This is a genomic window from Bradyrhizobium sp. JR4.1, from assembly GCF_040548605.1.
Lineage (GTDB): Bacteria > Pseudomonadota > Alphaproteobacteria > Rhizobiales > Xanthobacteraceae > Bradyrhizobium > Bradyrhizobium canariense.
Map to the genome: position 1 here is coordinate 107,368 of NZ_JBEPRY010000024.1, position 26,940 is coordinate 134,307.

Consider the following 26,940-nt stretch of genomic DNA (forward strand, 5'->3'; position numbering starts at 1 on the left):
TTGTTGTTTTCGGGAGACGCGGCGCAATCGCCCGGACCGCGCCGATTCGAGTGTCTGATGAACGAAGCCGTTCAGATCGCCGGCTTGTCGCCCTGAAGCTTGGCGTGCAGATTGATCAACCACATCGCCGTCGGCCGCAGGATGAAGAGGTCGGCGACGAGCGCCATCACCATCGAGAAGGCGCTGAGCCAGCCGAACAGCCGTAGCGACGGCAGGTCGGAGAACACCGTGACGACGAGACCGCAGGCCAGCACCAGCGTGGTCAGGATCAAGGCCGGGCCGACCAGCACGGTGGCGCGCTCCACCGCGAGCGCCGAGCCGACGCCCGGCTTGCTCTCGAGCCTGAGGCGGTTGAGGAAATGGATGGTGGCGCTTAAGCCGAGGCCGAACGAAACGGTCAGAGCCACGACGCTGGCGAATTGCAGTCCCTCACCCATCGCCCACAGCACCGTTCCCGACATCACAACGGGGAAGATGCCCGGCAGGATGCAGGCGAACATCACCACCCAGGAGCGGAAGGCCAGGCCGATGAAGATCGCGACCAGCGCGAATTCGACGGTCAGCCCGCGGTTGAGCTTCTCGATCATGCCGGCCGAGTTGCGCGCGGCAATCGCGGCAAGACCCGTGACCGCCACTTCATAGCCGGGATGCTTCTTGCGAACGGCGTCGAGCTCGGTATCGAGCTTGTCGACGATCGGAAGGAGCTGGCTGGAATCCTTGTCCGGCACGCGACCTGCGACCACCACGGCGTCCTGCTCGGCATCGATGAACCGGCGTACCAGATGCTCCGGAATGACGCTGACATATTCCTTCAGGGTCGCGACGTCGGCGCTGCCGGCCTTGTCCGCGAGCCAGCGGCGCAGGGTCTCGACCGACCAGACATTGCCGACACCGGCTGCCTTCTCCACCGTCGCGTGCACATCCGCGATGGTCTGCAGCGTCTCCGGCGAATAGAGCGATTCACCCTTGGGGAACTGGATCAGAACGTTGACCGGGTTGGCGCCGGTGAGCTTGGCGTCGAGCCGGTCGCTGGCGGCGACCGCCTGGCGCTTGTCCGGCACCTGGTCGGCGAGCCGGTAGCGCGGCTCCAGATTTGCGTAGATGACGCCGAGGCCCGCCACGAACACCACCGCGATCAGGCTGAACAGGCCAGGACGGCCCACCATGCGCACCGCGATCCAGTAGCAGAAATTACGCAGCGCCTGCACGCCGGCATCCGCGCTCTGGAACTTGGTCGCAAAGACCTTCTCGTTGCGCACCAGCAGCACGCCGAACACCGGCACCAGCGACAACACCGCGACCAGCGCGATGATGGTGGCGGCGAGACCCGCCTCGCCAAACTTGCGGATCAGATCGGAGTCGGAGAACTGGAGCGCGATGAAGGAAATGCCGGCGGTGCCGTGCGTCAGCACGCAGGCCGGTCCCACCACCAGCACCGCGTTCTTGAACGCGGTGAACTTGTCCTGGCCCGCGATCAGCCGGTCGCGCGCGGCGAAGGTGAGCTGCATCGAGTCCGAGAAGCTGATGACCATGATGAGCGGCGTCATCACGTTCAGGAACATGTTGAGGTTGAAATTGGCCCAGCCGAGCGCGCCGAGCGCCAGCAGGATCGCAATCATCGGCGGGAACGCCGCCGCCACCATGAACGAGATCTTGCGGAAGAAGATGATGGCGATGACACAGCCGGCGAGAATGCCGAGGATGTTGTAGGTGAGCCCGTCGCGCTCGACCGCGTTGCGGATCTCGAGCTGCATCACCGGCACGCCGGAAAGCTGCACGTTGAGGCCGGTATCGCCGAGGTCTTCCTTCATGAGCGCGCGGATATCGGCGACGGTCTTGGTCAGCTTGTTGGAGGCGACCACCTCCGGATCGAGCGAAAGCACGATCAGCGCCAGCGTGCCGTCCTCGGACAACAGCTTGCCGCGGATGATCTCGTTGGCTTTGACGCCCTCGATGAACTTGTCATAGGCCGCGCCCTCGGGCAGCTCGGGCGGGAACAGCGCGGCGGGAAGCTTGCCCGGCGCCGGCGCCTGACGCGCGGAGAACAGCGAGACCAGTCCGCGCGTACCCTCGACCAGCTGCATGTCGGTGACGAAGTCGCGCAGCTTCTCGAGGTTGTTCCGCGCCAGCAGGGTCTTGCCCTCGACTACGACGAGGACGTCGAATTCCTCGGCCGGGAACTTCTTGGTCACCGCTTCGTACTGGCGGAATTCCGGCGTGTTGGACCGGAACAGCTGCGACAGCGAATCGTCGATCTTGATCCGGTGGATGCCGAACACGGCGCCGACGATCAGGACGAGCAGGACGATGCAGGAGACGATGGGCGCCCGGACGGCGAACAGCCCGATGCGCTCCAGCCCGAAGGCGATCGAGGACGCAGGTCCCTGCTCGACCTTGTCGACATGAACCTCACTCTCGCTGTGCTTTTCGAGCATGCCTTGTCCAGTTCCTAAATCGGCTCGGGTCTGTGAGCTTGTCGCGCCCCGCGAACGGCTTGAAAATGCCATACCAATGGGAGGCTTGCCCTTTGAAAATGCGCAGAAAATCGCCGCGAGGGGTTTAGCAGGTCAATCGCCCTTCTCGCAAGCAGGCGGAGTGTGGCCGAATCGATCAAGATGTGGCGATTTTGCCTTAATGCCCTTCATTCGGGCAAAGCCGTGCCAATTCGACGCGGCGCGCGGTCCGCGCTCTCGTCCTTCAGCGCCACACCGCTCACTTCCCGCGCGAGCCCCTCGCGGACCAGCCAGGCGATCTTGAAAGCAGCCTCGTCATAGCTCAACCCGGCCTTGTGGATGTTCGACACGCAATTGCGCTCGGCATCGGTGCGGCCCGGCTTCGGGGCGAAAGTCAGATAGGCGCCGAGACTGTCGGGCGCCGACAGGCCCGGCCGCTCGCCGATCAGCGTGACGACCATGCGCGCGCCGAGAATGGCGCCGATCTCGTCGCCGAGCGCGACGCGCGCGCCTGAGGCGACGACGACATGGCCGATCGCGACACCATCATCGGCTGCGAGCAACGGCAGCAGGCGCATCACCAGCGCGGCCGCATGGGCGTGGACCGCGGCAGCCGACAGCCCATCGCCAATCACGACCGCGAGTTGGCACGGCTCCGAGGCGCTCCGCGCCAGAGCCTCGACTGATCCGGCATCCAGCAGTCTGCCCAGATCGGGCCGCCGCAAATAGTCCCTGCGGTCGACCGCCCGGCTGTTCGCCTCGGTGACGACGAGGCCGAGCGCGCGGAGATCCGCGACCAGCCGCGGCGCATCGAACACGGCATGTACGGCATCGCGGGCGCGGGCATGGTCCAGCGTGAAATCGAGCAGTGCCCGCGTCGGCAGGCTCGCGCCGCTGCGCCCGAGCGCGACGCGCGCGGGCGTAAGCGACCGCAGATCGAGGGTCGGACGACGCGGGATGGCCGGATCAGACATGTTGTGTCATTCGGCGGGGACGGAGGCCTCGCGTAGCCGGATCGAATAGTTCGAGGCGTTCTGCTGGCCGGTCGAGGCCGCCCGCGCAAAGGTGATGAGATGGTGCGCGATCAGAGTGCAGCCGATCAGACCTTCGAGGTCGCCGCGCTTGATGCGGCCCAGCGCGAACTTCCAGAACACGCGCTTGTAGTCGCCGAGCACGCCGACCTTCCAGAAGATGTTTCGCAGCATGACGAGGCCGCGCCTGATGTTGGGCCAGGTCTTCATCTCGTCCGGCGTCGGCATCTTCAGGCGGTGCACGTAAACGTGCTCGCATTGATACTGGAAGCGCGCGTAGACCTTTTCGGGCTCGTAGGCGACGGCCATGGCGTGCTTCCAGGATGCGACGACGTCGTCGTAGGGCAACAGGAAGTTGACATTGGAATCGCGGCCGTCGTCCTCGACCAGGCGTCCCTCGCGCTCCAGACGGTCCCATAGCGGCGTCTTCGGCAGCGCCTGAAGCAGGTTGATCGTGAGCAGCGGAATCCGGGAGTCCTCGACGAAGGCGAGCAGCGCCTCCGAAGTGTTCGGCTTATCGGTGTCGAGCCCCATGATGATGCCGGACACGACCTCCATGCCGTAGGAGTTGATGGTTTGCACGCCCTCGAGGATCGGGACCATCATGTTGTGGTCCTTGTGCATCGCCTTCAGCGCATCGGGATCGGGCGTCTCGATGCCGCAGAAGATGGTGACGAAATAGGCCTCGCGCATCTTCTCGAGGATTTCCGGCCGCTTGGCGATGTTGAGCGTCGCCTCGCAGGCGAGCCGCACCATGTAGCCGGTCCTCTTCTGCCATTCGATCAGATGCGGCAGGAGGTCCAGCGCCGCCTTGCGGTTGCCGATGAAATTGTCGTCGACGAAATAGACCGTGTCGGTCATGCCGCATTCGCGCAGGCGGTCGAGTTCGGCGATGATCTGCTCCGGCGATTTGATGCGCGGATTGCGGCCGTACAGCCCGGGGATGTCGCAGAACTCGCACTGATACGGACAGCCGCTGGAATACTGGATGCTGCCGAGGAAGTATTTCTTCACGTCGGCGAGCTCGTAGGCCGGGATCGGAAACTCCGTCATCGGCACGCGGTCTTTGGTGGTCAGAACCACCTGGGTCTCGGGACGCGAGATGTCGCGCGACAGTATTTCGAGCAGCTGATTGGTGGCGTCGCCGAGCTCACCGACATGGAGATAGTCGAACGACGGATAGTAATCCGGGCAGGCGCTGACGGAAGGACCGCCGAGCGCGACCGGTAGGTCGAACTCATGGGCGCGCCGGCAGATATCGTTCATCTGCTGGCGCTGGATGTGCATGCCGCTGACGAAGACCGCCTCCGCCCATTCGAACTCTTCCCTTGTCGTACGGCGAAGGTTCTCATCGACGAATTTGACCTGCCACTCCTCCGGCAGATAGGCGGCAAGCAGCAAAAGTCCCTGCGGCGGCATGAAGGCGCGGACGCCATCGGTCAGGGGGTAGGAATGCTCGAACGTCCCGAAAGACGATGTGTATCGCGGAAACACGCAGAGAATCCGCCGGGACGTCCCGTTACTTTCAGCTCGCATCAAAGCTCCCCCGCCACGCTCGACTTAGCTGCGGAAATTGCCAGACAGCCACATAGCGTAATGCTGCCGCCGGAATTTCTCAATATTGTGGCATGAGCATAATTCCCGAGGGCACCAATGGTTTCCTCGGGCCGCCGGGTGCTTCCGCCGCGTCACGCGATCAGCCGGGAGGCAAAATCGGGCAGCAGGCCTGCATCGCCGGCAAGACGGAAATCGGCGCCCGCAATGCCGGACCGCACCAGCCAGTCGTCGAATTCCGGCGCGCGGCGCAGTCCGAAGACGTCGCGGACATAGAGCGCGTCGTGAAAAGACGTGGACTGATAGTTCAGCATGACGTCATCGGCGCCGGGGACACCCATGATGAAGGTGACGCCGGCGGCAGCGAGCAACGTCAGCAGATTGTCCATGTCGTCCTGGTCCGCCTCGGCGTGATTAGTGTAGCAAATGTCGATCCCAAGCGGCAGGCCGAGCAGCTTGCCGCAAAAGTGATCCTCCAGCCCGGCCCGGATGATTTCCTTGCCGTCGTAGAGATATTCCGGGCCGATGAAGCCGACCACGCTGTTGACCAGGAGGGGCGCAAAGGCGCGGGCGACCGCATAGGCGCGCGCCTCGCAGGTCTGCTGGTCGACGCCGTGATGGGCGTTGGCCGACAGCGCCGAGCCCTGCCCGGTCTCGAAATACATCACGTTCTGCCCAACCGTACCGCGCCTCTGCGACAACCCGGCCTCGTGCGCCTCCTTGAGAAGCGCGAGGTCGATACCAAAACTGCGGTTGGCAGCCTCAGTGCCGGCGACCGACTGGAACACGAGGTCGACCGGCGCCCCCTGCCCGATCAGCGACAGCGTCGTGGTGACATGGGTCAGCACGCAGCCCTGTGTCGGGATCTTCAGCCGCGCGATGACCTCGTCGAGCAGCCGCAGCAATTGGCCGATCACGGCCGGGTCGTCGCTCGCCGGGTTGATGCCGATGCAGGCATCGCCGGCGCCGAGCAGGATGCCGTCGAGGATGGAGGCGGTGATGCCCCTGGCGTCGTCGAAGGGATGGTTGGGCTGCAGCCGGGTGCTCATCCGGCCCTTCAGGCCGATGGTGTTGCGGAAAGCGGTGGTGATCTCGCATTTCCGCGCCGCCAGGATCAGATCCTGGTTGCGCATCAGCTTCGAGACCGCGGCGGCCATCTCCGGGGTGATGCCGCCGGCCAGCTTGCGCAAGATTTCGGGTGTCGCGGCGTCCGATAGCAGCCAGTCGCGAAAGGCGCCGACCGTCAGCGAAGCCACCGGCGCGAAGGCCTTGGCGTCGTGGCTGTCAATGACGAGGCGGGTGACCTCGTCGGTCTCATAGGGGATGACGGCTTCCTGCAAGAACTGCCCGAGCGGGACGTCGGCCAGCGCCATCCGCGCCGCGATCATCTGTTCGGCACTGGCGGCGGCGATCCCGGCCAGGCGGTCGCCGGAGCGCGGCGGCGTCGCCTTGGCGAGCAGGTCGCGCAAATCCGGGAACGTGTAGGTCGTGGCGTCGATGGTGTGGCGGTAGACCAAGGGTCTCTCCGGGGTTCGTCGGCCAAAGGCCGACTCCTGGGCAATCCCAAGACTATACCTTCAGATCAAGACGCTGAAATATCTACCTTTCCTTCGACCGAGGGCGAAGGGCGCCAAACCCGGCGTTAACGCTGCGTCCATCTTCATTCTGCATAGTTTTGCAATAGTTTGCACGACCGCGCTCTCCGGCCGCTCCCGGCCATTCGGGCCCCTGAAAACCATGACAACTGACCGACCTGGGAATGCCACCGGCCTCGCCGGCCGCTTCACGCTTGCCAACAAGCTCTACGCCATCTTCGCGCTGTTCGCGCTTCTCACGGCGGCGATCGCGATGCTGTCCGACTACAACAGCCGCCGCGGCGCCGAGCTGACCACCGCGATCGAGACCGCGAACGCCGCCGCGCTGAACGTCGAGCGGGTCAACTCGCTGGTCTATGCGGTCGTGATGGAATCGCGCGGCGTCTACATGTCGACTGAACCGGCCGTGGTGAAGAAGTACGGCGAGGGCCTGCTCAAGTTCAACGCCCAGATCCTTGACGTCGTGAAGCGCTGGGAGACCATCGTCAAGGCTGACGATGCCGAGCAGTTCGCCACGTTCAAGAAGCGCATCGAGCAGTTCGTCGAGTTTCGCAAGGAGCTGGTGCGCCGCGGCGTCGAGATCAATGCGGCCGCGGGCCGCGAATGGGGCGACAACGACGCCAACCGCGCCGTGCGCTCGGCGCTGAACAAGGATCTCGAGGCGCTGTCCAAGGTCTATGCCGAGCGTGCAAGGCAAATCGCGCACGAGACCGAGACCAATCGCACCCTGTCCTTGGTCCTGACTTGCCTCGCCGGCGTGGCGCTCGCCCTCGTCGTGATCGGCATCGTCATCATCGCCCGTTCGATCGCACGCCCCCTCTCCGCCATCACCGCGACCATCAAGCAGGTCGCTGACGGCGCCGAGAACGTCGTGGTGCCCCACTCTGACCGGGCCGACGAGATCGGCGCACTGGCACGCGCGATCCAGATCTTCCAGGACGCGATGGGGCGCAACCGCAACCTCGCCTCGCAGGTCTCGCAGGACTCCGCCGCGCGCGAGGAGCGCGCCCGCCACATCGAACAATCCGTCGACGCGTTTCGCGAGGCGATCGGCGCGATCATGCGCGGCCTCAGCGACAACGCCTCCGTCATGCGCGAGACGGCGCAGACCATCACCCGCGTCACCGCGGACGCGAGCAGCCGCGCCGGCACGGCGGCGAACGCCACCGAACAGGCCTCGCACAACGTTACGGCGGTGGCAGGCGCGGCCGAGGAGCTATCTGCGTCGGTGGTGGAGATCGGCCGGCAGGTGCGGCAATCCGCCGGCGCGGTCGAGCAGACCGGCCAGCGCACCGAGAAATCGATCGCCGAGATCGAGAGCCTGGCCGCAGCCACGCAACGCATCGACGGCGTGCTCAGCCTGATCCAGGCGATCGCCGAGCAGACCAATCTGCTCGCGCTCAATGCCACCATCGAGGCCGCGCGCGCGGGCGATGCCGGCCGCGGCTTTGCCGTCGTCGCGCATGAAGTCAAGGCGCTCGCGGGGCAGACCGCGAAGGCGACCGCCGACATCAGCGAAAACGTCTCGATGATCCAGTCCTCCACCCGCAACGCGGTCGACGCCGTCCGCGAGATCGGCGGCGCAGTGCGCGAGATCAACGACGTCACCTCGGCGATCGCCGGCGCCATCGGCCAGCAGGACGCCGCCACGCGCGAGATCTCGTCCAACGCGCAATCGGCGGCCCAAGGCAACGAGACCCTCGTCGCCAACATCAGCTCGCTCCGCGACGCCATCGGCGAGACCGACACTGCGGCCTCCTCGGTGCTGACGGCTGCGAGCAGCGTGACTGAGACGGCGGAGACGCTGTCGCGCGAGGTGGAGAAGTTCTTCCAGAACCTGCGCTCGGGCGCAGCGGACGGCCGCGTCGCCAAGGCGGGCTAGCAGCACGTCCATCGCCAGCAGAGCCGGCGATGGGGTCGCTCCCTCAAAAAAACGCGAAAACAACCCCATGCACAGTAGCCGGGGACAGCGATATCAATGGCTTGGCGCTAGTCCAAATATATTCGTATTTTACGAAATGACATTTGACTCGTCGGGCAAAACACCGGCATGATGTCATCTTGGCGATGGCGCCCCGCGGGACCTTGGTCGTCCTGCCGAGGGAATGTACGCGCGAATTTTTCCCGCCGACGAAGCGTCGTATCTCCACGCGTCAGGCACGCTTCCCGCCGATCGAGACAAACGCGATGAAGCCATCGAGGCGCTCGACTGTTCTGGACGGGCGTGTTGCTCGACGTTCTGATGCGACGGTTCAGCCAACCGGTCCGGGTGTCCAATCGCCGCCGGCAAGCGGCCGGACTTTTACGTCAGGAATGACCCCGCGCTCCAGGCTCGGATCGAAATGGCGCATCGTCCGCTCATTGAAGTCGATGATGCGGCCCGGCCTTAGCGGTCCCACGTCATTTATCCTGACGATGACCTTCTTGCCGACGGCCTCGACGAGGGCATATTTCGGCTTCGCGCCAAATTGGACCCCACCGAATTTCTTACGCAAGCTCGTCTTGATGGCGGCCGACCAGACCGAGGGATCATAGCGCTCGCCGGAAGCCGTCTTCGGGCCGCCCTCCTCTTTGCCGGGCTTGAACGGATTGTACATGGATGCCGCGCCAACGATCGCTTCCCCGGAAGCGGCATTGTCGGCGGCGCTTGAGTGAACCCCACCAGCTTCACATCGCGCAATAGAAACGGAAACGGCAAGCGCAACCACGGCGCCGCAAATTGCGGCGCTCGATCGAAACACCATTATATCTCCTGTGATTTTCGATTGTTCGGTTCCGATGCCGCAAATCGTTTTGCGGGTCGAGCCAACCCCTGGCTCCGGAACCGTTTGTAGGAACCCCAACGGTTCCAGCACGGCGTTTTAGTTGTCGCCGTCTAAGACAGACATTGCGTCAACAGCATGACGACGAGAGCCCCGACGAATAGCTGCGAACTGACAGTGCCGGCCTCTAACAAATCGGCAGAGGGCCGGCAAAGGACTATGCAGCCGAAATATTCCTCACGGTCGTCTCGGCCTGCTCGGCGAGCCAATTCACGAATAACTCGACGCTGCGATCGCCGATCAAATCGGCTGGCCACTGGGCAACCTGAATTTTCGTGCACTCGACTGCGGGGTAATCGGCGAGTGCGGACACGAGGCGTCCAGACGAAACCGCATCTGCCACAAGAAGTGAGCGCCCAAGTGTCACCCCGGCTCCTTCGGCCGCAGCCGACATGCACATTCCCATGTCGTCCAGCGTCAGGCTGCCAGCGGCAGCGCCCGATTTCGGCAATCCCAGGCGTCTAAACCAGGAGGGCCAACCCCAGTCGCCGGTCGCGTTGTCGCCTTTGTGGATGAGCGGCAGGGCCAGCAAGCCGTCGGGGTCCGTCAAGGGACGCCGCCGGGGCAACAGGTGCGGCGCACAGACGGGAAAAATCCGCTCCCAAAACAGCGGCAATTGAGTCGACGTCCGCCGTGCGTCTTCGCCGGCGTTCCAGACAATTCGCACGTCGAGCGGCCGCTTTGAACTGTCACCCGTCTCCAGTGGTTTGAGATCAACGTTGATCGACGGATATCGCGCCGTAAAGTCTGGTAGGCGGCGGACGAGCCACCAGGTTGCCAACGCCGAGCCGGCGCCCACGCGCAACGTCGTTCGGTTCGAGCGTCGCCGCACCTGAGCATCCAGCGCACCAAGCGCGTCGAGTGCTGCGGCAAGCTCTTGCCTAAGCTGCGCGCCGGCAGGTGTTATCCCGATCCCTGGATTCTGCCGCTGCAACAATGCGACCCCGAAATGGTCCTCCAGTTTTCGAATCTGATGGCTGACGGCACTCTGCGTGACGCCCAACTCCGCCGCGGCGCGCGTGAACGAGCCATGGCGGGTGACAGCGTCGAACGCGACAAGGGGTGCGAAGGGTGGCAAGCGGCGTGGCATCTCGATCTCCTCAAGCCATGATACAGATTCATGAGGTTTTGAGGAACCATCATTCGACCAAAGCCCGTTGCCCGGCCAACCATGCTCCATGGAGGCCGAAACAACCATGCTCGACAAACCTCAGCACGACGATGATGAAATGCCGAGCGCCAGTTGGCTTGCCGATGACGGCCATCGCGGCAATCGCATGTCCCTGGAAACGGCGACGCTGCTTGCAGCGTGCTTGAGCGGCTCTCTGTTTCAAGTCGACCTGACGGCTCTAGCGGCTGCCTTACCCGATGTTGGCCACGATCTCGGTGCCGCTTCCGCACGAGCGGCCTGGGTCATCGACGTCTACAGCCTTGCCTTGATCTTCTGTTTGCCGATTGCAGGTAGCCTTGCCGACAGATACGGACGCGTTCAAATGTTCACCTGGGGTGCAGGGCTGTTTGGCCTGGCCTCTCTGCTGTGCGCGTGCGCCAACACGCTCGACGTTTTGCTGACATTCCGCACATTGCAAGGTATCGCCGGTGCCTGCATCACCAGCACCTCGTCTGCCCTCCTTGCTGGTGCTTACGAGGGACCCCGACGTGCGCGGGCGTTTGGACTTTGGGGCACGATCGTCGGTGCCTCGATGGTCGCTGGCCCGCCGCTCGGATCGCTCCTGGCTGATACGATCGGGTGGCGCTGGATTTTCTGGATCAACTTGCCGCTTTGCGCCGTTTTGGTCTTCCTGGTGCTGTACAGAATTGGCAATGAGCTCGACCAGCAGCGTTCGAGCGCCAAGGTGGATTGGCTCGGTGCTGGCCTTCTTGCGACAATTTCGGCGGCGTTGGCGTTTATGTTGCTGGAAGCAGCCGCGCTTGGTGGCGTCGCCTCGGCGACGTTCCTGATGGGACTCGCCGCTTCGGGGATTGCGCTCCTCCTTTTCGTTTGGGTGGAACGCCGACATCCCAACCCGGCGTTCGATCTCAAGCTGTTCGGATCTCGGCAGTTCGTCGCGATGTGCCTCGTCCCGATGGCGGGATCGACCGGCTTCTGGTCGCTTCTCGTCTACGTGCCGCAATTGGCGCGCGGTCCGTTGGGTCTCAGTCCGTTTGGGGCGGGCTGGCTCCTGGTCGCGCTCACATTGCCGATGATGGTGTTGCCGCGCTATGGAGCGGTTTTGACGACCCGCATCCCATCACGCTCGTTCTTCTGTGGTGGTCTCGCGCTTATCGGGGTGGCTGACCTGGCCCTTGGTGCAATCTCCGGCGGAAACGTGGGGCCGGACACGCTGGTAGTGACAGTCATTGCGTTGCTCGTCAGCGGGTCAGGCTGTGCCGTGATCAACGCGCAGATCACTGCCGCCGCCGTGTCGGCAGTTCCAAGCGATCGTGCGGCGACCGCATCTGCCATTTGCGTCACGATGCGCCAAATCGGTTTCAGCTTCGGGATCGCACTTTTGGGCGCGGCCCTGCAGTTCAGTTCGAATGGCGACTATCTCGCCCCGTTTATCGTTGCAGGCGCATCGACCCTTGCTCTGACAGCCATCGTCTATTGGCTTATGGATGAGAAACCGGCTGCATAGCGGCGGGTGATCGACGGCAGTTCAGGAGCAAAAATCAAAGTGTCGGCGTTGCCGCAATCTGCTTCACCCCCATGAGCGGGCATCCGCCGTCTATGACTGCACGCCCTTGCTAAGAGCAACCACCTACCCCTCCATCACCCCGCCCCGCTTGATCAGCTCCTTCCCCACCGCAGCCAGATGCACCTGATCCGGCCCGTCGCCGATGCGGATGAAGCGGGCGTAGACGTAAGCACGCGCCAGGAAAGTATCCTGCGAGACGCCGGCGGCGCCGTGGATCTGGATGGCGCGGTCGATAACGCGGGCGGCCATGCTGGGCACCACGATCTTGGCGGCCGCAATCAGGTCGCGCGCCATCTTGTTGCCCTCGCGGTCCATCCTGTCGGCGGCTTGCAGCGTCAAGAGCCGCGCCTGCGCAATCTCGCAGAATGAATGTGCGATGTCCTCGCGCACCGAGCCCTGCTCTGCGAGCGGCTTGCCGAACGCCGTGCGGGAGACCGCGCGCTGGCACATCAATTCGAGCGCACGCTGGGCGCAGCCGATCAGCCGCATACAATGATGGATACGGCCGGGGCCGAGCCGGCCTTGCGCGATCTCGAAGCCGCGGCCCTCGCCGAGCAGGATGTTCTCCGCGGGCACGCGAACGTTCTCGTAGACGATCTCGGGATGGCCGACCGGCGCGTCGTCATAGCCGTAGGTCAGCATGTCGCGCACGATGCGCACGCCGGGCGTCGCTTTCGGCACCAGGATCATGGATTGCTGACGGTGGCGGTCGGGATCGTCAGGCGCGGTCTTGCCCATCACGATCAGGATCTCGCAATCCTCGTTCATCGCGCCGGAGGTGAACCATTTGCGGCCGTTGATGACGTAGTCGCCGCCGTCGCGCCTGATCTCGCACTGGATGTTGGTGGCATCGCTGGAGGCGACCTGCGGCTCCGTCATCGAGAAGCCGGAGCGGATGCGCCCCTCCAAAAGCGGCTTCAGCCAGCGCTCCTGCTGTGCCGGCGTGCCGTAATTGGCCAGCACCTCCATGTTGCCGACATCGGGCGCCGAGCAGTTGAACACCTCGGGCGCCCACAGGATGCGGCCCATGATCTCCTTCACCGGCGCGTATTCGAGGTTGGTCAAGCCAGTGTTGTTAAGGTCTTGGCCGTGCTCGCCGGAGAGGAACAGATTCCAAAGCCCCTGCTCGCGCGCCAGCCGCTTCAGGTCCTGAAGGAGCTGCGGCGTCTTGTAGCGTGTCGCTTCCGGCTTCACCTGCTCGTAATAGAGCTCCTCGACCGGCTCGACATGCGTCCGCATGAACCGGCGGACGCGCTCTTGCAATTCCATCGAGCGGGCGGAGTGTTGAAAATCCATTCTTGATCCTCCCGTTCGCCGACCTTCGCGCCAGTCTCGTAGGGTGGGCAAAGCGAAGCGTGCCCACCGCTTCTCTCGAAGCATTGATAGGTGGTGGGCACGGCGCAAGTGCGCCTTTGCCCACCCTACGATTCCGAACTCGCGGAGAGAGCTCCCTCAACCCGTTCGTCGACCTCGCGCAGTCCCCTCACGTCCCTCGCAGCAGCTCGCTCGCGACGATCCAGTCGTTGCCGTCGAACTGGAGCATGTAGCCGTCCTTGATCGGGCGGAAATCCTGCGGCGTGGTGTTGAGGGTGATGCCGGGCAACAGCAGCGACAGCGGCACGTTCTTCAGATTGGCCGCCTGCGCCATGATGTTCTCGCGCGTCAGATTGTCCTTGCACTGCTTCAGCAAGACCACCAAGGCCTCGGCGACGGTGTAGCCGTAGAGACCCGCGACGTTGTTGACGTCGGCATTGGGCAGGCGCTTCTTCATGAAGTCGCTATAGGCCGTCATCGCCGGATCGTCCTTCGGCGCCTCGACGAACGGCTTGAGCGAGCCGAGCGAGAGCACGCCCTTGCCGGCGTCGAGGCCGGCCGGGACCATCACGGTGGCCTTGTTGGCGCAGCCCGAGGCGAGGAAGCGCGTCGCCTGCCAACCGACCTCATGCGCTTTCCGGATCGCCTGGGCGCAAGCGCGCGGCGTCACCGAATAGATCATGAACACGTCGGCCTTGGTGTTGGCGAGCGTCAGCACCTGGGAATCGACGGTGGGGTCGGCGACCTCGAAGCTCGACGCCATCGCGATCGCCTTGTCGGCGTCGGCACCGAGCGCCTCCTTGACGCCGCGCAGATATTCCTTGCCGGCGTCGTCGTTCTGATAGAGCACCGCGAACCGCGCGTTCGGGTTCTTGGCGCGGGCATAGGCGACGTCGATCGCGGCCTCGCTGGTGTAGTTCGGCGCCCATGGCAGCGCCATCGACCAGGGCATGTTGGCGGGGTCGTTCCACTTCGAGGCCGAGCTGATCAGAAACAGCTGCGGCACCTTGTTGCTGTTAAGATATTTCGCGATCGCCGAGCTCGGCGCGGTGCCCATGGTCGCGAAGATGAAGGCGACGCCGTCGCCCTCGACCAGCCGGCGCGCCGCTTCCATGGTTTTCGGCGGCGAGAAGGCGTCGTCGAGCGACAGGAGATTGAGCTTGCGGCCGTTGATCCCGCCCTTCTCGTTGACCTCGTCGAAATAGGCCGAGATCACCCTGCCGGTGATGCCGAGCGGCGATGCGGGGCCGCTATAGGGCATGGTGTTGCCGATCTTGATCTCGGTGTCGGTGACGCCGGGACCGTAGGATTTTTGCGCGGAGACAGGCGTGGACAGGCAGGCAGCCAAGGCTGCAGCCAGGACCAAAGCGGCTTTCATGGTTTCTCCCCGGTGATGATCGCCGCGCGAGTCGGAAGGCGCGGCGTGCTGCTTTTTGCCAGCACGCCAGATCAGCGGAGTTCCGTGAGAGGGTCTTGCGTCGAGTTGCTGATCAGTGGCGCCGCTTCAGGCTGAAGCCCAGGCTCACCCACCCCGCGCCCGCCATGATCAGGTCGATGCCGAGAAACAGGCCGAGGATGTAGACGCTGTTCACCGGCCAACGTGCCAGGATCAACAGCCCCAGCAGCAGCGTGATGGCGCCCGAGAGCGCCACCCAGACCCACGGACTTTCACGCTTCATGCTGAAGGCGAGAAAGAGCCGGACGGCGCCGGAGGCGAGCAGCGATGCGCCCAGGAACAGAGTCAGCAACACTGCAGCAAACAGCGGGTTCTCGAAGGTGAGAAAGCCCGCGATAACATAGAGTACGCCGAGCAAGGCCCAGATCACAAACTTGCCCCAGCTTTTCATCTGGAACGCGCCGATGATTTCGGCCGCGCCCGCGACGATCATCATGGCGCCAACCACGATGACGCTCGCCACCGTCGCCATTACCACGCTGCCAAGTGCGACGAAGCCGGCGACGAGGTAGACGACTCCCAAGGCTACGATCCAGCCCCATTTGGCATGCAGGGCCGAGATCCCGGAGCCCAGGCCGGAAGGATGGGAGGTATCCGAGGCACTTGTCATGACGGCGACTCCTGCATGGAAGCCCGCGAGCACAGGCCAGTATAGCGCGCGCCGCACCGGGACAACAGCCAGCACAGCAGCCCTCGCGGCCAGCAACATTGACGCAAATCAAGACCGGATGCGCGCCTCAGCCGCGTGTTCGCTCCATCTCCAGCTCGGCCTTGAGATTGTCGAGATCCCTATAAATTGAAGCAACCGCGAGGACGCGGCCGCCCTTGCGATACTTCAGCAGGCAGTCCTTGCCGGAAATGCTGCCGTCGATCGCGATGTCGTCGAAGCTCTCGGCATGGCCGACATAGTTGATCGGTACGTCATAGTGCTGAGACCAGAAGAACGGCACGGCTTCGAAGCGCTCGCGCTTGCCGAGCATGTTGCGTGCCGCGGTCTGGCCCTGCCGCTCCGCCACGACCCAGTGCTCGACGCGGATGGTTTGCCGCGAATGCGGATCGGGCCAGCGCGCGATGTCGCCGGCCGCGAAGATACCGGCTATGCTGGTCTCAAGATATTCGCTGACGCTGACGCCCCGGTCCGCCGCAAGCCCCGCCTGCTCGGCGAGCGCGAGGCGCGGCTTGACGCCGATGCCGACCACGACCAGTTCGGCCTCGATCACGACGCCGCTCTTCAACGTGGCGCGCGTGCCGTCCAGCTTTTCCACCGTGTCCTCGAGATGGAAGTTGACGCCGTTCTCCTCATGCAGCGCGCGCACGAAGTCGCCCATCTCGGGACCGAGCACCTTCTGCATCGGCCGTTCGTCCGGCGCGACCACGTGCACCTCGATCTTGCGTGCCCGCAAGGAGGCCGCAACCTCGAGGCCGATGAAGCTGGCGCCGATCACCAGCGCACGCTTAACGCTGCCGGTCGCCTTGATGATGGCGCGGCTGTCGGCGACGGAGCGCAGGGTGTGGACATGAGGCTGGTCGGCACCCGGAATCTGCAATCTGACCGGCTCGGCGCCGGTCGCGAGCAGCAGCCGGTCGAACGGTAGCCTGTCGCCGTTGCCCAGCGTCACGCTACGCGTCTTCGCCTCGATCGCGGCGACATTCGTGTTGAGCCTGAGATCGATGCCGGCGTCCTGATAATAGTCCTCGCCCCGCAGCGGCAGCCAATCCTCCGGCGCGTTGCCCGCGAGGTAATCCTTGGAGAGATTGGGCCGGTCCACCGGCATCGCGCTGTCATTGCTAAGCATGGTGATGGCGCCGGCAAAGCCCTCGCGACGGAGCGTCTCCGCCGCCGCGAAACCCGCCGCGCCGCCACCGATGATGACGAATTTTTCCGGCGTTGGCGCTGTCCGGTGAGGCGCCGGAGGCTTCGGCACCTCGCGCTTACGCTGAACGACGATCTTGTCCTGATCGCGCGAGACCTCCCACACTGCCAGCGCATTCAGCGCCGGCGGGCGGGTCGCCTCGCCTGACCGCAAGGAGAAGCAGGCGTGATGCCAGGGGCAGCGGATGGTGTCACCAACCACCAGTCCTTCGGCGAGCGGGCCGTGATAGTGGCTGCAGGCCGGCTCGATCGCAAAGACCTCACTGCCGGCCTGCACCAGCAGGACGTCTTCCTCGCCGACATGGCCGAGCAATTTGCCGTCCTTGAACGCGGCGAGCGTCACGCCACGGCTCAGGTCGGGCCCGCTTGGCTGCTTGTCTTCGGTCATGGCGTCGCCTCCTTGAGCCGTCGCGGTTCAATCGTCCGAATTGGCCAGCCCCAGCAGCTCCTGGCGTGTCAACGCATTGTCGCGGAACACGCCGAGCATGCGGCTGGTGACGAGATCGGTCCCGGGCTTGTGCGCGCCGCGCGTGGTCATGCAGTGATGCGTTGCCTTGATGATGACCCCGACGCCTTCGGGCCTCAGCACATCGTTGATGGTGTTGGCGATCTGCGCGGTCATCTTCTCCTGGATCTGAAGTCGCTTGGCGTAGATGTCGACGAGACGCGCGAGCTTGGAGATGCCGACGACGCGCCCTTGCGGAATATATGCGACCCAGGCGCGGCCGACGATCGGTGCCATGTGGTGCTCGCAATGGCTTTCGAAGCGAACGCCGCGCAGGACGATCATCTCGTCATAGCCTTCGATCTCCTCAAACGTCTTTTGCAGGATTTCGGTCGGATCCTGCGCATAGCCGGAGAAATACTCCTCGAAGGCGCGGGCGACCCGGCCCGGCGTATCGCGCAGACCGTCGCGCGCGGGATCATCGCCGGCCCAGCGGATCATGGTCCGGATCGCCTGCTCGACCTCCGCCCTCTCAGGCCGCTCGCTCGGCGCCTGCGCGACCGCGACACGTTCCAGCCTGCGCGTTTGCGTCTTCATCGAAAACCTCCCCTGCAACGAACCGCATACAGAAAGCGGCCCCACAGCTTGGACGGCTGCGATTGGAAAAGGTTCCCGGGATCAGGAAAAATCGGAAGCTGCGAGAGCGGCAAGACAGTGGGGACGAGAAACCCGGCTCTATGAGGCCGCTTTCCGCACATCGAGCATGGCCTGCGCCCATTCGGCCGGCCGCTCCTGCGGCAAATTGTGGCCGGCCCCTGCAAAGACGCGCCGCTCGAAAAAGCCCTCGAATTTGCCTGCATGGTGCGCCGTGCCGGAATTGACGCCGTCGCTGTCGCCATCGATCGCGATGGTCGGCACCCGGACCGGCGGCTGGGCGGCGAGCTTCGCCTCGATCGCGGCATAGGCGGGATCGCCCGCGACCAGCGCGTAACGATGTCGATAGGAGTGGATCACGACATCGACGAAATCAGGATTGTCGAACGACATTGCGCTGGTCTCGAACGTCGCATCGTCGAACGCCCATGTCGGCGACCACATCGACCAGAGCTGGCGCGCAAAACCGCGCCGGTTGCGCTCCAGCGCGCGGCGGCCGCGCTCGTTGTGGAAGAGATATTGATACCAGAGCGCCGCCTCCTCCGGTGGCGAAGCCGGCTCCATCGAACGCGCGATGTTCTGGATGTTGTAGGAATTGCCCGAGACGAGCGCGATCACGCGCTCCGGATGCAGCACCGAGACCACGCAGGCCGCGCGCCCGCCCCAGTCGTAACCGCCGACCACCGCGCGCGAGATTCCAAGCGCATCCATGAAGGCCAGCAGATCGGCGCCAAGCGCCGCCTGCTCGCCGGAGCGCAATGTCGCAGCGGAGCGGAATCGCGTCGGCCCGTAGCCGCGGAGCCAGGGCACCAGCACCCGCGCGCCCGCTTGCGCGATGATCGGCGCGGTCTCGGCATAGGCGTTCACGTCGTAGGGAAAGCCGTGACCCATGATGCAGGGCCAGCCGTCCGGCGCGCCGTATTCACGGTAGGCAATGTCGAGGATATCGGTGGCGATTGTTTTTTGTTGCATGATCGACTGACCGATTTGCAATGTCGTAGCCCGCATGCAGCGAAGCGGAATGCGGGGCGGTGCGTCCGCAGCGACAGGTTTCCCGGATTGCGCTTCGCTCCATCCGGGCTACGAGGCCGCCGCGCTATTTCTGCGGCCCGGACAACGTGATGTCACGCTCGGCGCGGAACACGTTGCTGTAGAGGTTGGCGATCCACTGCCGCCCGATCTCGGTCTTGTTGAGGTAGCCGATCTCGGTCTGGATGTGCGGTGCGACGCTGTTCCAATAGAACTGCGGATAGCGGTTCACGACGTCGGCTGGCGAATCGTAGCCGAGCTGGCGATTGATGCCGACTTCTTCGAATTCGTAATAGAGCGCATTGGCCTTGCGCAGGTAGTTGGGATCGCCGAGCTGGCCGATGAAATCGGCGGCGCGCAGGATCGAGGCCTCGTCGTCATAGTCCTGGCCTTCCTGGGCCGGAAACCGCGTGCCCTCGATGGCGCGAGCAATGCGTTCCGGATCAAGCCCTGGAATATGCCGCAGCCGCCGCGTGACATAAAGCTTGGAACGATCGACGTGATACATCATCAAACTCGCGTCCGATGCACCGCGCGGCAACGAGATCTTGGTGTCGGCCGCATCGATCACGAAGCCGTCGGCGTCATCCTCCTCGAACAGGCCGCGCACATAGCCGATGTCGTGCGCGAGGCAGGCGATCAGGACATGGACGTAGTCCGCGGCCGACAGATGCGTATGAAGACTGCGGCCGCTGAGGATGGAATGGCCGGCGAGCGTCACCAGCATCGTATGCTCGATATTGTGATAGAGTGCATCGCTATTTCCGATGCATTCCATCGCGGTGCGGGTCGCGCTCTCGACGATACTTGCAGACGTTTCGTCGTACCGGCGACGCATGAACGTACCGAGCAACTTCTCGAGGGATTCAGCCGCCAGTCTCGGCAACGTCATCATGGATGCAGCCCCGCTTGTCGGTGGTGTCCCACATCAACTCCCGACGTCTCATTCTCGTCCTCGACGCAGGCGCCAGCATAGCCCATCTTGGCCGACTGGCCAAACCCGGCGGCGCAAACACGGAAATATGTTGCGGTTTGTGCATCGCGGTTGCGGTGCCGGCCCGACGCACCTAGGCTGGGCGTCGCGGGCAAGACCCGCAATCATTCCACCAGAAGCACGTCGACGGCGACGTCGAGCTTCTGCTTCGGCGAGCCGACGATGATGCCGTCGACCGGCGAAACGTCGGAAAAGTCGCGGCCGACCGCGAGCACGATATGGTCGCCAGCAACCATAAGATCGTTGGTCGGATCGAAATCGACCCAGCCAAGCTCCTCCCCGCACCACAGCGACACCCAGGCATGGGTGGCGTCGGCGCCCTGCAGGCGCGGCTGGCCCGCCGGCGGAATGGTGCGCAGATATCCACTGACATAGGCCGCGGGCAGGCCCAGCCCGCGCAAGCCCGCGATCATCACATGGGCAAAATCCTGACAGACGCCATGGCGCTTGACGAAGACCTCGTCAAGCGGCGTCGAGATCACCGTCGCTTTGGGGTCGTAGCGAAATTCGGTGCGGATGCGATGCATCAGATCGACCGCGCCGGCGAGGATGCCGGTATCAGGTGCAAAGCTCGTCGCCGCATAGGCGGTGACCGCAGCCAGAACGGGCACCAGCGGGCTCGCAAAGACATAGCCGACCGGTGATGACGGCCCGAGGCTCGTCGCCTCGAAGGCGATGTCGCGAATGTTCTCCCAGGTCGGGCTGGCAGCGGCGCGCGCCGGCGGCTGGCGCGACACCTTCACGCGAGAGCGGGAATCGATACGCAAAGTGCGATGCGCGGCCTCGATCACGACGCTCTCGGTCAGGGTGCCGAAGAAATCGCGCCGGACGCTTCGCTCCGCGGGGCGCGGACGAATCTCGACCTTATGCGAGATCAGTTCCTGGCCATGGCCGCTCCCCGGCTCCAGCCGCAGCGTGCAGCGGGCGAAGCTGACCGGACTCTCGTATTCGTAAGTTGTGACGTGACGGATGTCGTAGATCACGCCAGCCCCGTCAGTTTTTCCGGGCGGCTGGCATTGGGGCCGTGCGGGAAATAGTGCTGCCCGACCGCCTCGGCAAGGCCGAGCAGATCCTGCTCCAGGGCGAACAGCGTCTTGACCTCGAGCTTCTCGGCCTCCGCGGTCGCGAGCATCGCCTGCAGCGCGACCGCAAGCCGCTGCGGCTTCTCGATCAGGCCGTGCTCCTTCAGGCTCGGCAGCGCGGCGATATGCTCGTTCAGCGCCGTCACCTGGAAAGCCACCGAACGCGGATTGTAGCTGTCGAGCACGGCGAGGTCGCGCACCGGCGCCAGGATCGGCGCCAGCAGATAACGCGAGCGGTAGGTGATCTGGCAATCCACCAGCGTCAGCAGAATATCGAGATCCTCGTCGCCGGCCTCGTCATAGGCAAACTGCCGGGCAAAGCGCGTGGTGTTGATGGCGCGCTCGGTGCGGCGGCCGATATCGAGGAAGCGCCAGCCGGCGGCGCGGTTCATGTTCTCATGCGCAAGGCCGGCAAAGCTCGCGAGCTCCTGCAGGGTCAGCTCGGCCGCGCTCAGCACGCTGTCGTCGTCCTCGACCTCGACGGCCAGCCGCTCGGTCATCTCGGTGATGACCTGCCAGGCATCGGGCGACAGCCGCTCGCGCAAGGAGGTCGCCGTGCGCTGGGCCGCGCGGACCAGCGACAGTGCGGAGCCGAAACGCTCCGGGCTCTGCAGCGCCTCGGCAACGATGCGGCCGGGCGCCGCGCGCGAGGTCTGTGAGATCGCGCCCCAGGTCACCAGCAGGCGCTGGATACGCTCGGCCGATTGCAGCGAGGCCGCGGTGCCCTTGTTGGGCCCGCTCGGCGAGCCCAGCGCGCGCACCAGCCGTAGCGTCGCCTCGGCGCGTTCGAGATAGCGGCCGAGCCAGAACAGATTGTCGGCGGCGCGACTCGGCAGCACGCCGGCGATCCGGCGGATGCGCACCTTGTCGGTGGCGGGCAGCAGCGTCGCGGTCGAGACCTGCTTGTCCGAGACCACCCAGACGTCGGCGGAACGCGCGCCGTCGCCCATCGACACCGCGCGCGCATCCGGCTGCTCGGCGATCCGGCAGAAGCCGCCGGGCATGATGGCCCAGCCATCGGGCGTCGCGGCTGCGAACACGCGCAGCACGAAGGGACGGGGCGTGATCTGCCCCTGCTCCCACACCGGCATGGTCGAGAGCCGCACCACCTCCTGGCCGACATAGTCCATGCCGCGCGCGCTGATTGCGTCGATCAGGCGCTGGCGTTCGGCCGCATCGAGCTCGCTCGCGAGCACGGGGCCATTGCTGTCGAAGCCGGGAACGCCGTGGCGATAGGCCCCCTCGATCGCGACCCGGTCGAGCCGCGACAACACCTCGTCGCGCGCCGAGCGCTGGCCGCACCACCAGGTCGCGATGTGCGGCATCTTCAGCTCTTCGCCGAGCAGGCGGCGGCTGAGCGCCGGCAGGAAGCCGAGCATCGCGCGCGCCTCCAGGACGCCCGAGCCCGGCATGTTGGCGACGACGACGCCGTCCTTGCGCAGCACGTCGATCAGGCCGGGCACGCCGAGCCGCGAGGAGGCATCGAGCTCGAGCGGATCGAGCGAATTGGAATCGACGCGGCGCAGCAGCACGTCGAGGCGCTTGAGGCCCGCAACCGTGCGGATGTGGATATGGTTGTCGCTGACGGCGAGATCGTCGCCCTCGACCAGCAGGAAGCCGAGATAGCGCGCCAGCGTCGCGTGCTCGAAATAGGTCTCGCTGAAGCTGCCCGGCGTGAGCACGCCGATCCGCGGCTCGTCGCGGTCCGCGCGCGCCCGAAGACTGTCGCGAAACGCCTCGAAGAACGGCGCGACGCGCGGCACGTTCATCGACTTGTAGAGATCGGAGAAGGCGCGCGAGAGCACCAGGCGGTTCTCCAGCGCATAGCCCGCGCCGGAAGGTGCCTGCGTGCGGTCGCCGAGCACCCACCAGCGGCCGTCGGGCCCGCGGCCGACATCGGCGGCATAGAGCGAGAGATAGCGCCCGCCCGGCGGCGGCACGCCGCAGACGGGACGGAGATATTCGGGGCTGCCGGCGATCGCGGCGGCAGGCAGCGCGCCTTCGGCGACGAGACGGCCCTCGCCATAGATGTCGCGCAGCACGAGCTCGAGCAACTCGGCGCGCTGGGTGATGCCGTCGGACAGCTGCTTCCAGTCGGCCTCGTCGATCAGCAGCGGCAGATGGCTGATCGACCAGGGCCGGTCGGCGCTCTCGCCGGGCGCGCGATAGGTGACGCCGGCCTCGCGGAGATGACGGTCGGCCATGCCGAACCGCCGCTCGACCTCGTCGGGCGCGAGCGCGCCGAAGGCATCGAAGAAGCGGCTCCACACCGCGCGAGGCTTGCCGTCCGGGCCGAGAAACTCGTCGGGGATGCCGGGCAGGCGCTTATAGTCGCGGACCCATTGCGCAAAACGGCGCTGGCCTTCACGTTGACCTTGCGCCTTACCCGCCTTGTCGTCCTCTTCGGCTGCGCCCTCGGCCATGCGCCTCTCCCTGCCCCCGCATCATACTCATTGCAGGAGCGGGGACCGCAAGTCGAGGGTCAGCGGAAACTCATTTGTGCGTTCCTCGGGCGGCGGCTGCATCGGGCCCGGCGTATGGCCGTGGTCCTGGAAGCGCGCCAGCCGCCGCGCCTCGGCCTCGTAGGTGTTGACCGGCTTGGTGTCGTAGCTGCGGCCGCCGGGATGGGCGACGTGATAGACGCAGCCGCCGAGCGAGCGGCCGTTCCAGGTGTCAATGAGGTCGAACGTCAGTGGCGCGTGAACGGGAATGGTCGGGTGCAGGCCGGAGGCCGGCTGCCAGGCCTTGAAGCGGACGCCGGCCACGGCTTCGCCGGAGCGGCCGGTGGCGGTCATCGGCAGGCGACGGCCGTTGCAGGTGACGATGTGGCGGCCCTCGACGAACCCCTCCGCCTTGACCTGAAGCCGCTCGACCGATGAGTCGACATAGCGCACGGTGCCGCCGGCCGAGCCCTCCTCGCCGAGCACGTGCCAGGGCTCCAGCGCCTGCCGCAGCTCCAGCGTCACGCCGCCATGATGGATGCGGCCAAAAGCTGGGAAGCGGAATTCGAGCTGGGCCAGATACCATTCAGGCTCGAACGGATAGCCGGACTGCTTCAACTCGGTGAGCACTTCGAGGAAATCTTCCCAGATGAAGTGCGGCAGCATGAAGCGGTCGTGCAGCGCCGTGCCCCAGCGCACGAACTTGCCTTGTTGCGGCTCGCGCCAGAATTTTGCGATCAGCGCGCGGATCAGCAGCTGCTGCGCCAGCGACATGCGCGGATCCGGCGGCATTTCGAGCGCGCGGAATTCGACCAGCCCAAGCCGGCCGGTCGTGCCATCAGGTGAATAGAGCTTGTCGATGCAGATCTCGGCGCGATGGGTGTTGCCGGTGATGTCGACGAGGAGATGCCGGAACAAGCGATCCACCAGCCACAGCGGCGCCTGAGTGCCTGGCGGCGGCACGTGCGTGAGCGCGACCTCGAGCTCGTAAATGCTGTCGTGGCGGGCTTCGTCGATGCGCGGCGCCTGGCTGGTCGGGCCGATGAACAGGCCGGAGAAGAAATAGGACAGCGACGGATGACGCTGCCAGTGCAGCACCAGGCTCTTCAACAGATCAGGCCGGCGCAGGAACGGCGAGTCCTGCGGATTCGAGCCGCCGACCACGACGTGATTGCCGCCGCCGGTGCCGGTGTGGCGGCCGTCGACCAGGAAGCGATTGGCGCCGAGGCGCGTCTTGCCGGCATCTTCATAGAGCCCGGCGGTGATGTCGACCGCCTCGCGCCAGTTTTTTGCCGGCTGGACGTTGACCTCGATCACGCCGGGATCGGGCGTCACCTTGATGACGTCGACGCGCGGATCGAATGGCGGCGGATAACCCTCGACGTGGACCTGGAGCTGCATCTCCTCGGCCGTGGCTTCGAGCGCCGCGATCATCTCGAGATAATCCTCGATCTGCTCGACCGGCGGCATGAAGGCACAGAGCACGCCATCGCGAACCTCGACCGACATCGCGGTGCGGACCGGGACGGAGGTGTTGAGCTCTTCCGGCTCGAGCCGCTCCGGCGAGTCGGGACGCGCCGGAAGGCTGAACACCGGCAGCTTGCCGCGGGCCTCCATCGGGTCCCGCTCGACGATGTAGGGATATTGATCGGGCGGGACATAGCCGAGCGAGTCCAGCGGCAGGCGCAGGCCGAGCGGCGAATCGCCCGGCATCAGGAACAGATGACTGCGCCGGAGCTGCCAGCGCTCGCTGCGCCAGCGTGGTGCCGCGTTCCAGCGCTGCACCGGCAGCACGAAGCCGCGAGGATTGTTGAGCCCCTGCTCGAACACCCGCGCCATCCGCGCGCGGGCCTCCGGATCGGACAATTTGGAATCGGAGGGATCGACGTTGACGGGAAGCTCGGATTCCTTCTGCAGCCAGTACGCGGTGTCCTCATAGGCCGGCATGATGTAACCGGGATCGAGGCCAAGCCGTAACGCCGCGCCTTCCACGAACGCCTGGACGTCCTTGGCCTGTGCCGGCCGCGGATTTTCAATGCTGGCAATGAGGTCGGCATTCTTCCAGATCGGCACGCCGTCCTTGCGCCAGTACAGGCCGAACGCCCAACGCGGCAGGCTTTCGCCGGGATACCATTTGCCCTGCCCGAAGTGCAGCAGGCCCCCGGGTCCGAAACGCGCGCGCAGGCGGCGGATCAGATCGTCGGCGAGCCCGCGCTTGGTCGGACCGACGGCATCCGTGTTCCACTCGGCGCCTTCGAGATCATCGACGGAGACGAAGGTCGGCTCGCCGCCCATGGTCAGACGCACGTCCTGCGCCGCAAGATCGCCGTCGACCTGCTCGCCGAGATCGTTGAGCCGTATCCAGGATTCGTCCGAGAACGGTTTTGTGATGCGCGGCGCCTCGCGAATGCGCTTGACGCTCATGTCGAAGGCGAATTCGACCTCGGCAAAGCCGGCCCCGCCGGAGATCGGCGCGGCCGAGCGGTAGTGCGGCGTCGCCGCGACCGGGATGTGGCCCTCGCCCGCGAGCATGCCCGAGGTCGCGTCGAAGCCGATCCAGCCGGCGCCCGGCAGGTAGACCTCGGCCCAGGCGTGGAGATCGGTGAAATCGTTCTCGACCTCCGGCGGCCCCTCGATCGGATCGATGTCGGGACGGACCTGGATCAGATAGCCGGAGACGAAACGGGCGGCGAGACCGAGATGACGGAAGGTCTGGATCAGAAGCCAGGCGGAGTCACGGCATGAGCCGGCCGCGGAGGAGAGCGTCTCCTCCGGCGTCTGCACGCCCGCCTCCATGCGGATGACGTAGCCGATCCTTTTCTGCAGCTCCCTGTTCAGGTCGACCAGGAAGTTGACGGTGTTCGGGGCTTCGGGCGGGATCGTGTCGAGATATTTCGCGAACAGCCGATCGGGCTTGACGGTCTCGAGATAAGGCGCGAGTTCGGTCTTGAGATCTTGCGTATATTCGAACGGAAAGCTGTCGGCATAGGGCTCGACGAAGAAGTCGAACGGATTGACCGTGGTCATCTGCGCCGTGAAATCGACCTCGATCTTGAGCTCGGTCGTCTTCTCCGGGAAGACATAACGCGCGATCCAATTGCCCAGCGGATCCTGCTGCCAGTTCACGAAATGATTGGCCGGCGTGACCTTGAGCGAATAACTCAGGATCGGCGTGCGCGTATGCGGCGCCGGCCGCAGACGGATGGTCTGCGGGCCGAGATCGATCGGGCGGTCGTATTTGTAGTGCGTGACGTGGTGTAATGCGACGTAGATCGACACGGGGTGCGGTACTCCAGCAGCTTTTTTGAGCAGAACACCGCTGGTGACCTCGATCAAGCACTAACAACGGGCAAAGGGTGCCTACGCAAGGTGCGGGCGGTCGCTTTCTTCCTTCTCCCCTTGTGGGCCTGTTGCGCTATTGGCTTTTGAGGCTGAAGACGTCGAGAGAGAAGGTCTGGGTCGCGACAGGCTCCGGCCAAGACTGTGATTGTCGCCCTC

Annotated in this window: 18 protein-coding genes; 2 read left to right on the plus strand and 16 right to left on the minus strand. The window is 64.9% G+C overall.

Annotation, left to right across the window (positions count from 1 at the left end):
• Positions 1-71: 71 nt before the first annotated feature.
• The 4 genes from ABIB90_RS33265 to ABIB90_RS33280 all read right to left on the minus strand — a co-directional run bounded on the left by ABIB90_RS33265 (position 72) and on the right by ABIB90_RS33280 (position 6,555).
• Positions 72-2,435, minus strand: a complete 2,364-nt coding sequence (locus tag ABIB90_RS33265; RefSeq protein ID WP_007593629.1) for an efflux RND transporter permease subunit — start codon at positions 2,433-2,435, stop codon at positions 72-74.
• Positions 2,436-2,641: 206 nt separating this feature from the next.
• Positions 2,642-3,427, minus strand: a complete 786-nt coding sequence (gene eutC, locus ABIB90_RS33270) for an ethanolamine ammonia-lyase subunit EutC (protein WP_354202193.1) — start codon at positions 3,425-3,427, stop codon at positions 2,642-2,644.
• Positions 3,428-3,433: 6 nt separating this feature from the next.
• Positions 3,434-5,020 (minus strand): B12-binding domain-containing radical SAM protein, encoded by a 1,587-nt coding sequence (locus tag ABIB90_RS33275; RefSeq protein ID WP_354169557.1) that lies wholly within the window; start codon positions 5,018-5,020, stop codon positions 3,434-3,436.
• A gap of 152 nt (positions 5,021-5,172) precedes the next feature.
• Positions 5,173-6,555, minus strand: a complete 1,383-nt coding sequence (locus ABIB90_RS33280) for an ethanolamine ammonia-lyase subunit EutB (protein WP_354169559.1) — start codon at positions 6,553-6,555, stop codon at positions 5,173-5,175.
• Positions 6,556-6,775: 220 nt separating this feature from the next.
• Between ABIB90_RS33280 and ABIB90_RS33285 the strand changes: the two genes are divergently transcribed.
• Positions 6,776-8,515 carry a methyl-accepting chemotaxis protein gene (locus ABIB90_RS33285; protein WP_354169561.1) on the plus strand — a complete coding sequence of 580 codons (1,740 nt, stop codon included), beginning with the start codon at positions 6,776-6,778 and terminating at the stop codon, positions 8,513-8,515.
• Positions 8,516-8,885: 370 nt separating this feature from the next.
• Here ABIB90_RS33285 and ABIB90_RS33290 read toward each other — a convergent pair whose 3' ends face one another.
• Both ABIB90_RS33290 and ABIB90_RS33295 read right to left on the minus strand, forming a co-directional pair.
• Positions 8,886-9,377: a septal ring lytic transglycosylase RlpA family protein gene (locus ABIB90_RS33290; RefSeq protein WP_007593634.1), complete on the minus strand. Its 492-nt coding sequence runs from the start codon at positions 9,375-9,377 to the stop codon at positions 8,886-8,888.
• 235 nt (positions 9,378-9,612) lie between these two features.
• Positions 9,613-10,653 (minus strand): LysR substrate-binding domain-containing protein, encoded by a 1,041-nt coding sequence (locus tag ABIB90_RS33295; protein WP_354169563.1) that lies wholly within the window; start codon positions 10,651-10,653, stop codon positions 9,613-9,615.
• Here ABIB90_RS33295 and ABIB90_RS33300 point away from each other — a divergent pair.
• On the plus strand, positions 10,652-12,094 hold the full coding sequence (locus ABIB90_RS33300) for an MFS transporter (RefSeq protein WP_354169565.1): 1,443 nt from the start codon (positions 10,652-10,654) through the stop codon (positions 12,092-12,094). The genes ABIB90_RS33295 and ABIB90_RS33300 overlap by 2 nt on opposite strands.
• Positions 12,095-12,217: 123 nt before the next feature.
• Here ABIB90_RS33300 and ABIB90_RS33305 read toward each other — a convergent pair whose 3' ends face one another.
• The 10 genes from ABIB90_RS33305 to ABIB90_RS33350 form a co-directional block, all read right to left on the minus strand.
• On the minus strand, positions 12,218-13,450 hold the full coding sequence (locus ABIB90_RS33305; protein ID WP_354202194.1) for an acyl-CoA dehydrogenase family protein: 1,233 nt from the start codon (positions 13,448-13,450) through the stop codon (positions 12,218-12,220).
• A gap of 187 nt (positions 13,451-13,637) precedes the next feature.
• Entirely contained in the window at positions 13,638-14,846 is a 1,209-nt protein-coding gene (locus tag ABIB90_RS33310) for an ABC transporter substrate-binding protein (RefSeq protein WP_354169569.1), read from the minus strand.
• Positions 14,847-14,958: 112 nt separating this feature from the next.
• A complete protein-coding gene (locus ABIB90_RS33315; protein WP_007593641.1) occupies positions 14,959-15,534 on the minus strand; it encodes an HdeD family acid-resistance protein in 576 nt (191 codons plus the stop codon).
• A gap of 127 nt (positions 15,535-15,661) precedes the next feature.
• The gene (locus tag ABIB90_RS33320) at positions 15,662-17,185 is read right to left on the minus strand and encodes an FAD-dependent oxidoreductase (RefSeq protein WP_354202195.1); all 1,524 of its coding nucleotides are present in this window, start codon (positions 17,183-17,185) and stop codon (positions 15,662-15,664) included.
• Between the two features lie 27 nt (positions 17,186-17,212).
• The gene (gene folE / locus ABIB90_RS33325; RefSeq protein ID WP_007593645.1) at positions 17,213-17,839 is read right to left on the minus strand and encodes a GTP cyclohydrolase I FolE; all 627 of its coding nucleotides are present in this window, start codon (positions 17,837-17,839) and stop codon (positions 17,213-17,215) included.
• Positions 17,840-17,977: 138 nt separating this feature from the next.
• Positions 17,978-18,868 carry an alpha/beta fold hydrolase gene (locus tag ABIB90_RS33330; protein ID WP_354169573.1) on the minus strand — a complete coding sequence of 297 codons (891 nt, stop codon included), beginning with the start codon at positions 18,866-18,868 and terminating at the stop codon, positions 17,978-17,980.
• A 124-nt stretch (positions 18,869-18,992) separates the two neighbouring features.
• Positions 18,993-19,820 carry a metal-dependent phosphohydrolase gene (locus ABIB90_RS33335; protein ID WP_354169575.1) on the minus strand — a complete coding sequence of 276 codons (828 nt, stop codon included), beginning with the start codon at positions 19,818-19,820 and terminating at the stop codon, positions 18,993-18,995.
• A gap of 203 nt (positions 19,821-20,023) precedes the next feature.
• Positions 20,024-20,902, minus strand: coding sequence for a transglutaminase family protein (locus tag ABIB90_RS33340; RefSeq protein WP_354169577.1), 879 nt, complete (start codon positions 20,900-20,902; stop codon positions 20,024-20,026).
• Positions 20,899-23,424 carry a circularly permuted type 2 ATP-grasp protein gene (locus ABIB90_RS33345; RefSeq protein ID WP_354169579.1) on the minus strand — a complete coding sequence of 842 codons (2,526 nt, stop codon included), beginning with the start codon at positions 23,422-23,424 and terminating at the stop codon, positions 20,899-20,901. The genes ABIB90_RS33340 and ABIB90_RS33345 overlap by 4 nt, the downstream gene beginning before the upstream one ends.
• Before the next feature lie 27 nt (positions 23,425-23,451).
• Positions 23,452-26,721, minus strand: coding sequence for a transglutaminase family protein (locus ABIB90_RS33350; protein ID WP_354169581.1), 3,270 nt, complete (start codon positions 26,719-26,721; stop codon positions 23,452-23,454).
• Positions 26,722-26,940 lie beyond the last annotated feature (219 nt).

Coding starts and splice junctions, on each gene's coding strand:
- ABIB90_RS33265 (WP_007593629.1), bottom strand. CDS start 2,435: ATGCTCGAAAAGCACAGCGAGAGTGAGGTTCATGTCGACAAGGTCGAG.
- eutC (WP_354202193.1), bottom strand. CDS start 3,427: ATGTCTGATCCGGCCATCCCGCGTCGTCCGACCCTCGATCTGCGGTCG.
- ABIB90_RS33275 (WP_354169557.1), bottom strand. CDS start 5,020: ATGCGAGCTGAAAGTAACGGGACGTCCCGGCGGATTCTCTGCGTGTTT.
- ABIB90_RS33285 (WP_354169561.1), top strand. CDS start 6,776: ATGACAACTGACCGACCTGGGAATGCCACCGGCCTCGCCGGCCGCTTC.
- ABIB90_RS33290 (WP_007593634.1), bottom strand. CDS start 9,377: ATGGTGTTTCGATCGAGCGCCGCAATTTGCGGCGCCGTGGTTGCGCTT.
- ABIB90_RS33300 (WP_354169565.1), top strand. CDS start 10,652: ATGCTCGACAAACCTCAGCACGACGATGATGAAATGCCGAGCGCCAGT.
- ABIB90_RS33295 (WP_354169563.1), bottom strand. CDS start 10,653: ATGGTTGTTTCGGCCTCCATGGAGCATGGTTGGCCGGGCAACGGGCTT.
- ABIB90_RS33305 (WP_354202194.1), bottom strand. CDS start 13,450: ATGGATTTTCAACACTCCGCCCGCTCGATGGAATTGCAAGAGCGCGTC.
- ABIB90_RS33310 (WP_354169569.1), bottom strand. CDS start 14,846: ATGAAAGCCGCTTTGGTCCTGGCTGCAGCCTTGGCTGCCTGCCTGTCC.
- ABIB90_RS33315 (WP_007593641.1), bottom strand. CDS start 15,534: ATGACAAGTGCCTCGGATACCTCCCATCCTTCCGGCCTGGGCTCCGGG.
- ABIB90_RS33320 (WP_354202195.1), bottom strand. CDS start 17,185: ATGACCGAAGACAAGCAGCCAAGCGGGCCCGACCTGAGCCGTGGCGTG.
- folE (WP_007593645.1), bottom strand. CDS start 17,839: ATGAAGACGCAAACGCGCAGGCTGGAACGTGTCGCGGTCGCGCAGGCG.
- ABIB90_RS33330 (WP_354169573.1), bottom strand. CDS start 18,868: ATGCAACAAAAAACAATCGCCACCGATATCCTCGACATTGCCTACCGT.
- ABIB90_RS33335 (WP_354169575.1), bottom strand. CDS start 19,820: ATGATGACGTTGCCGAGACTGGCGGCTGAATCCCTCGAGAAGTTGCTC.
- ABIB90_RS33345 (WP_354169579.1), bottom strand. CDS start 23,424: ATGGCCGAGGGCGCAGCCGAAGAGGACGACAAGGCGGGTAAGGCGCAA.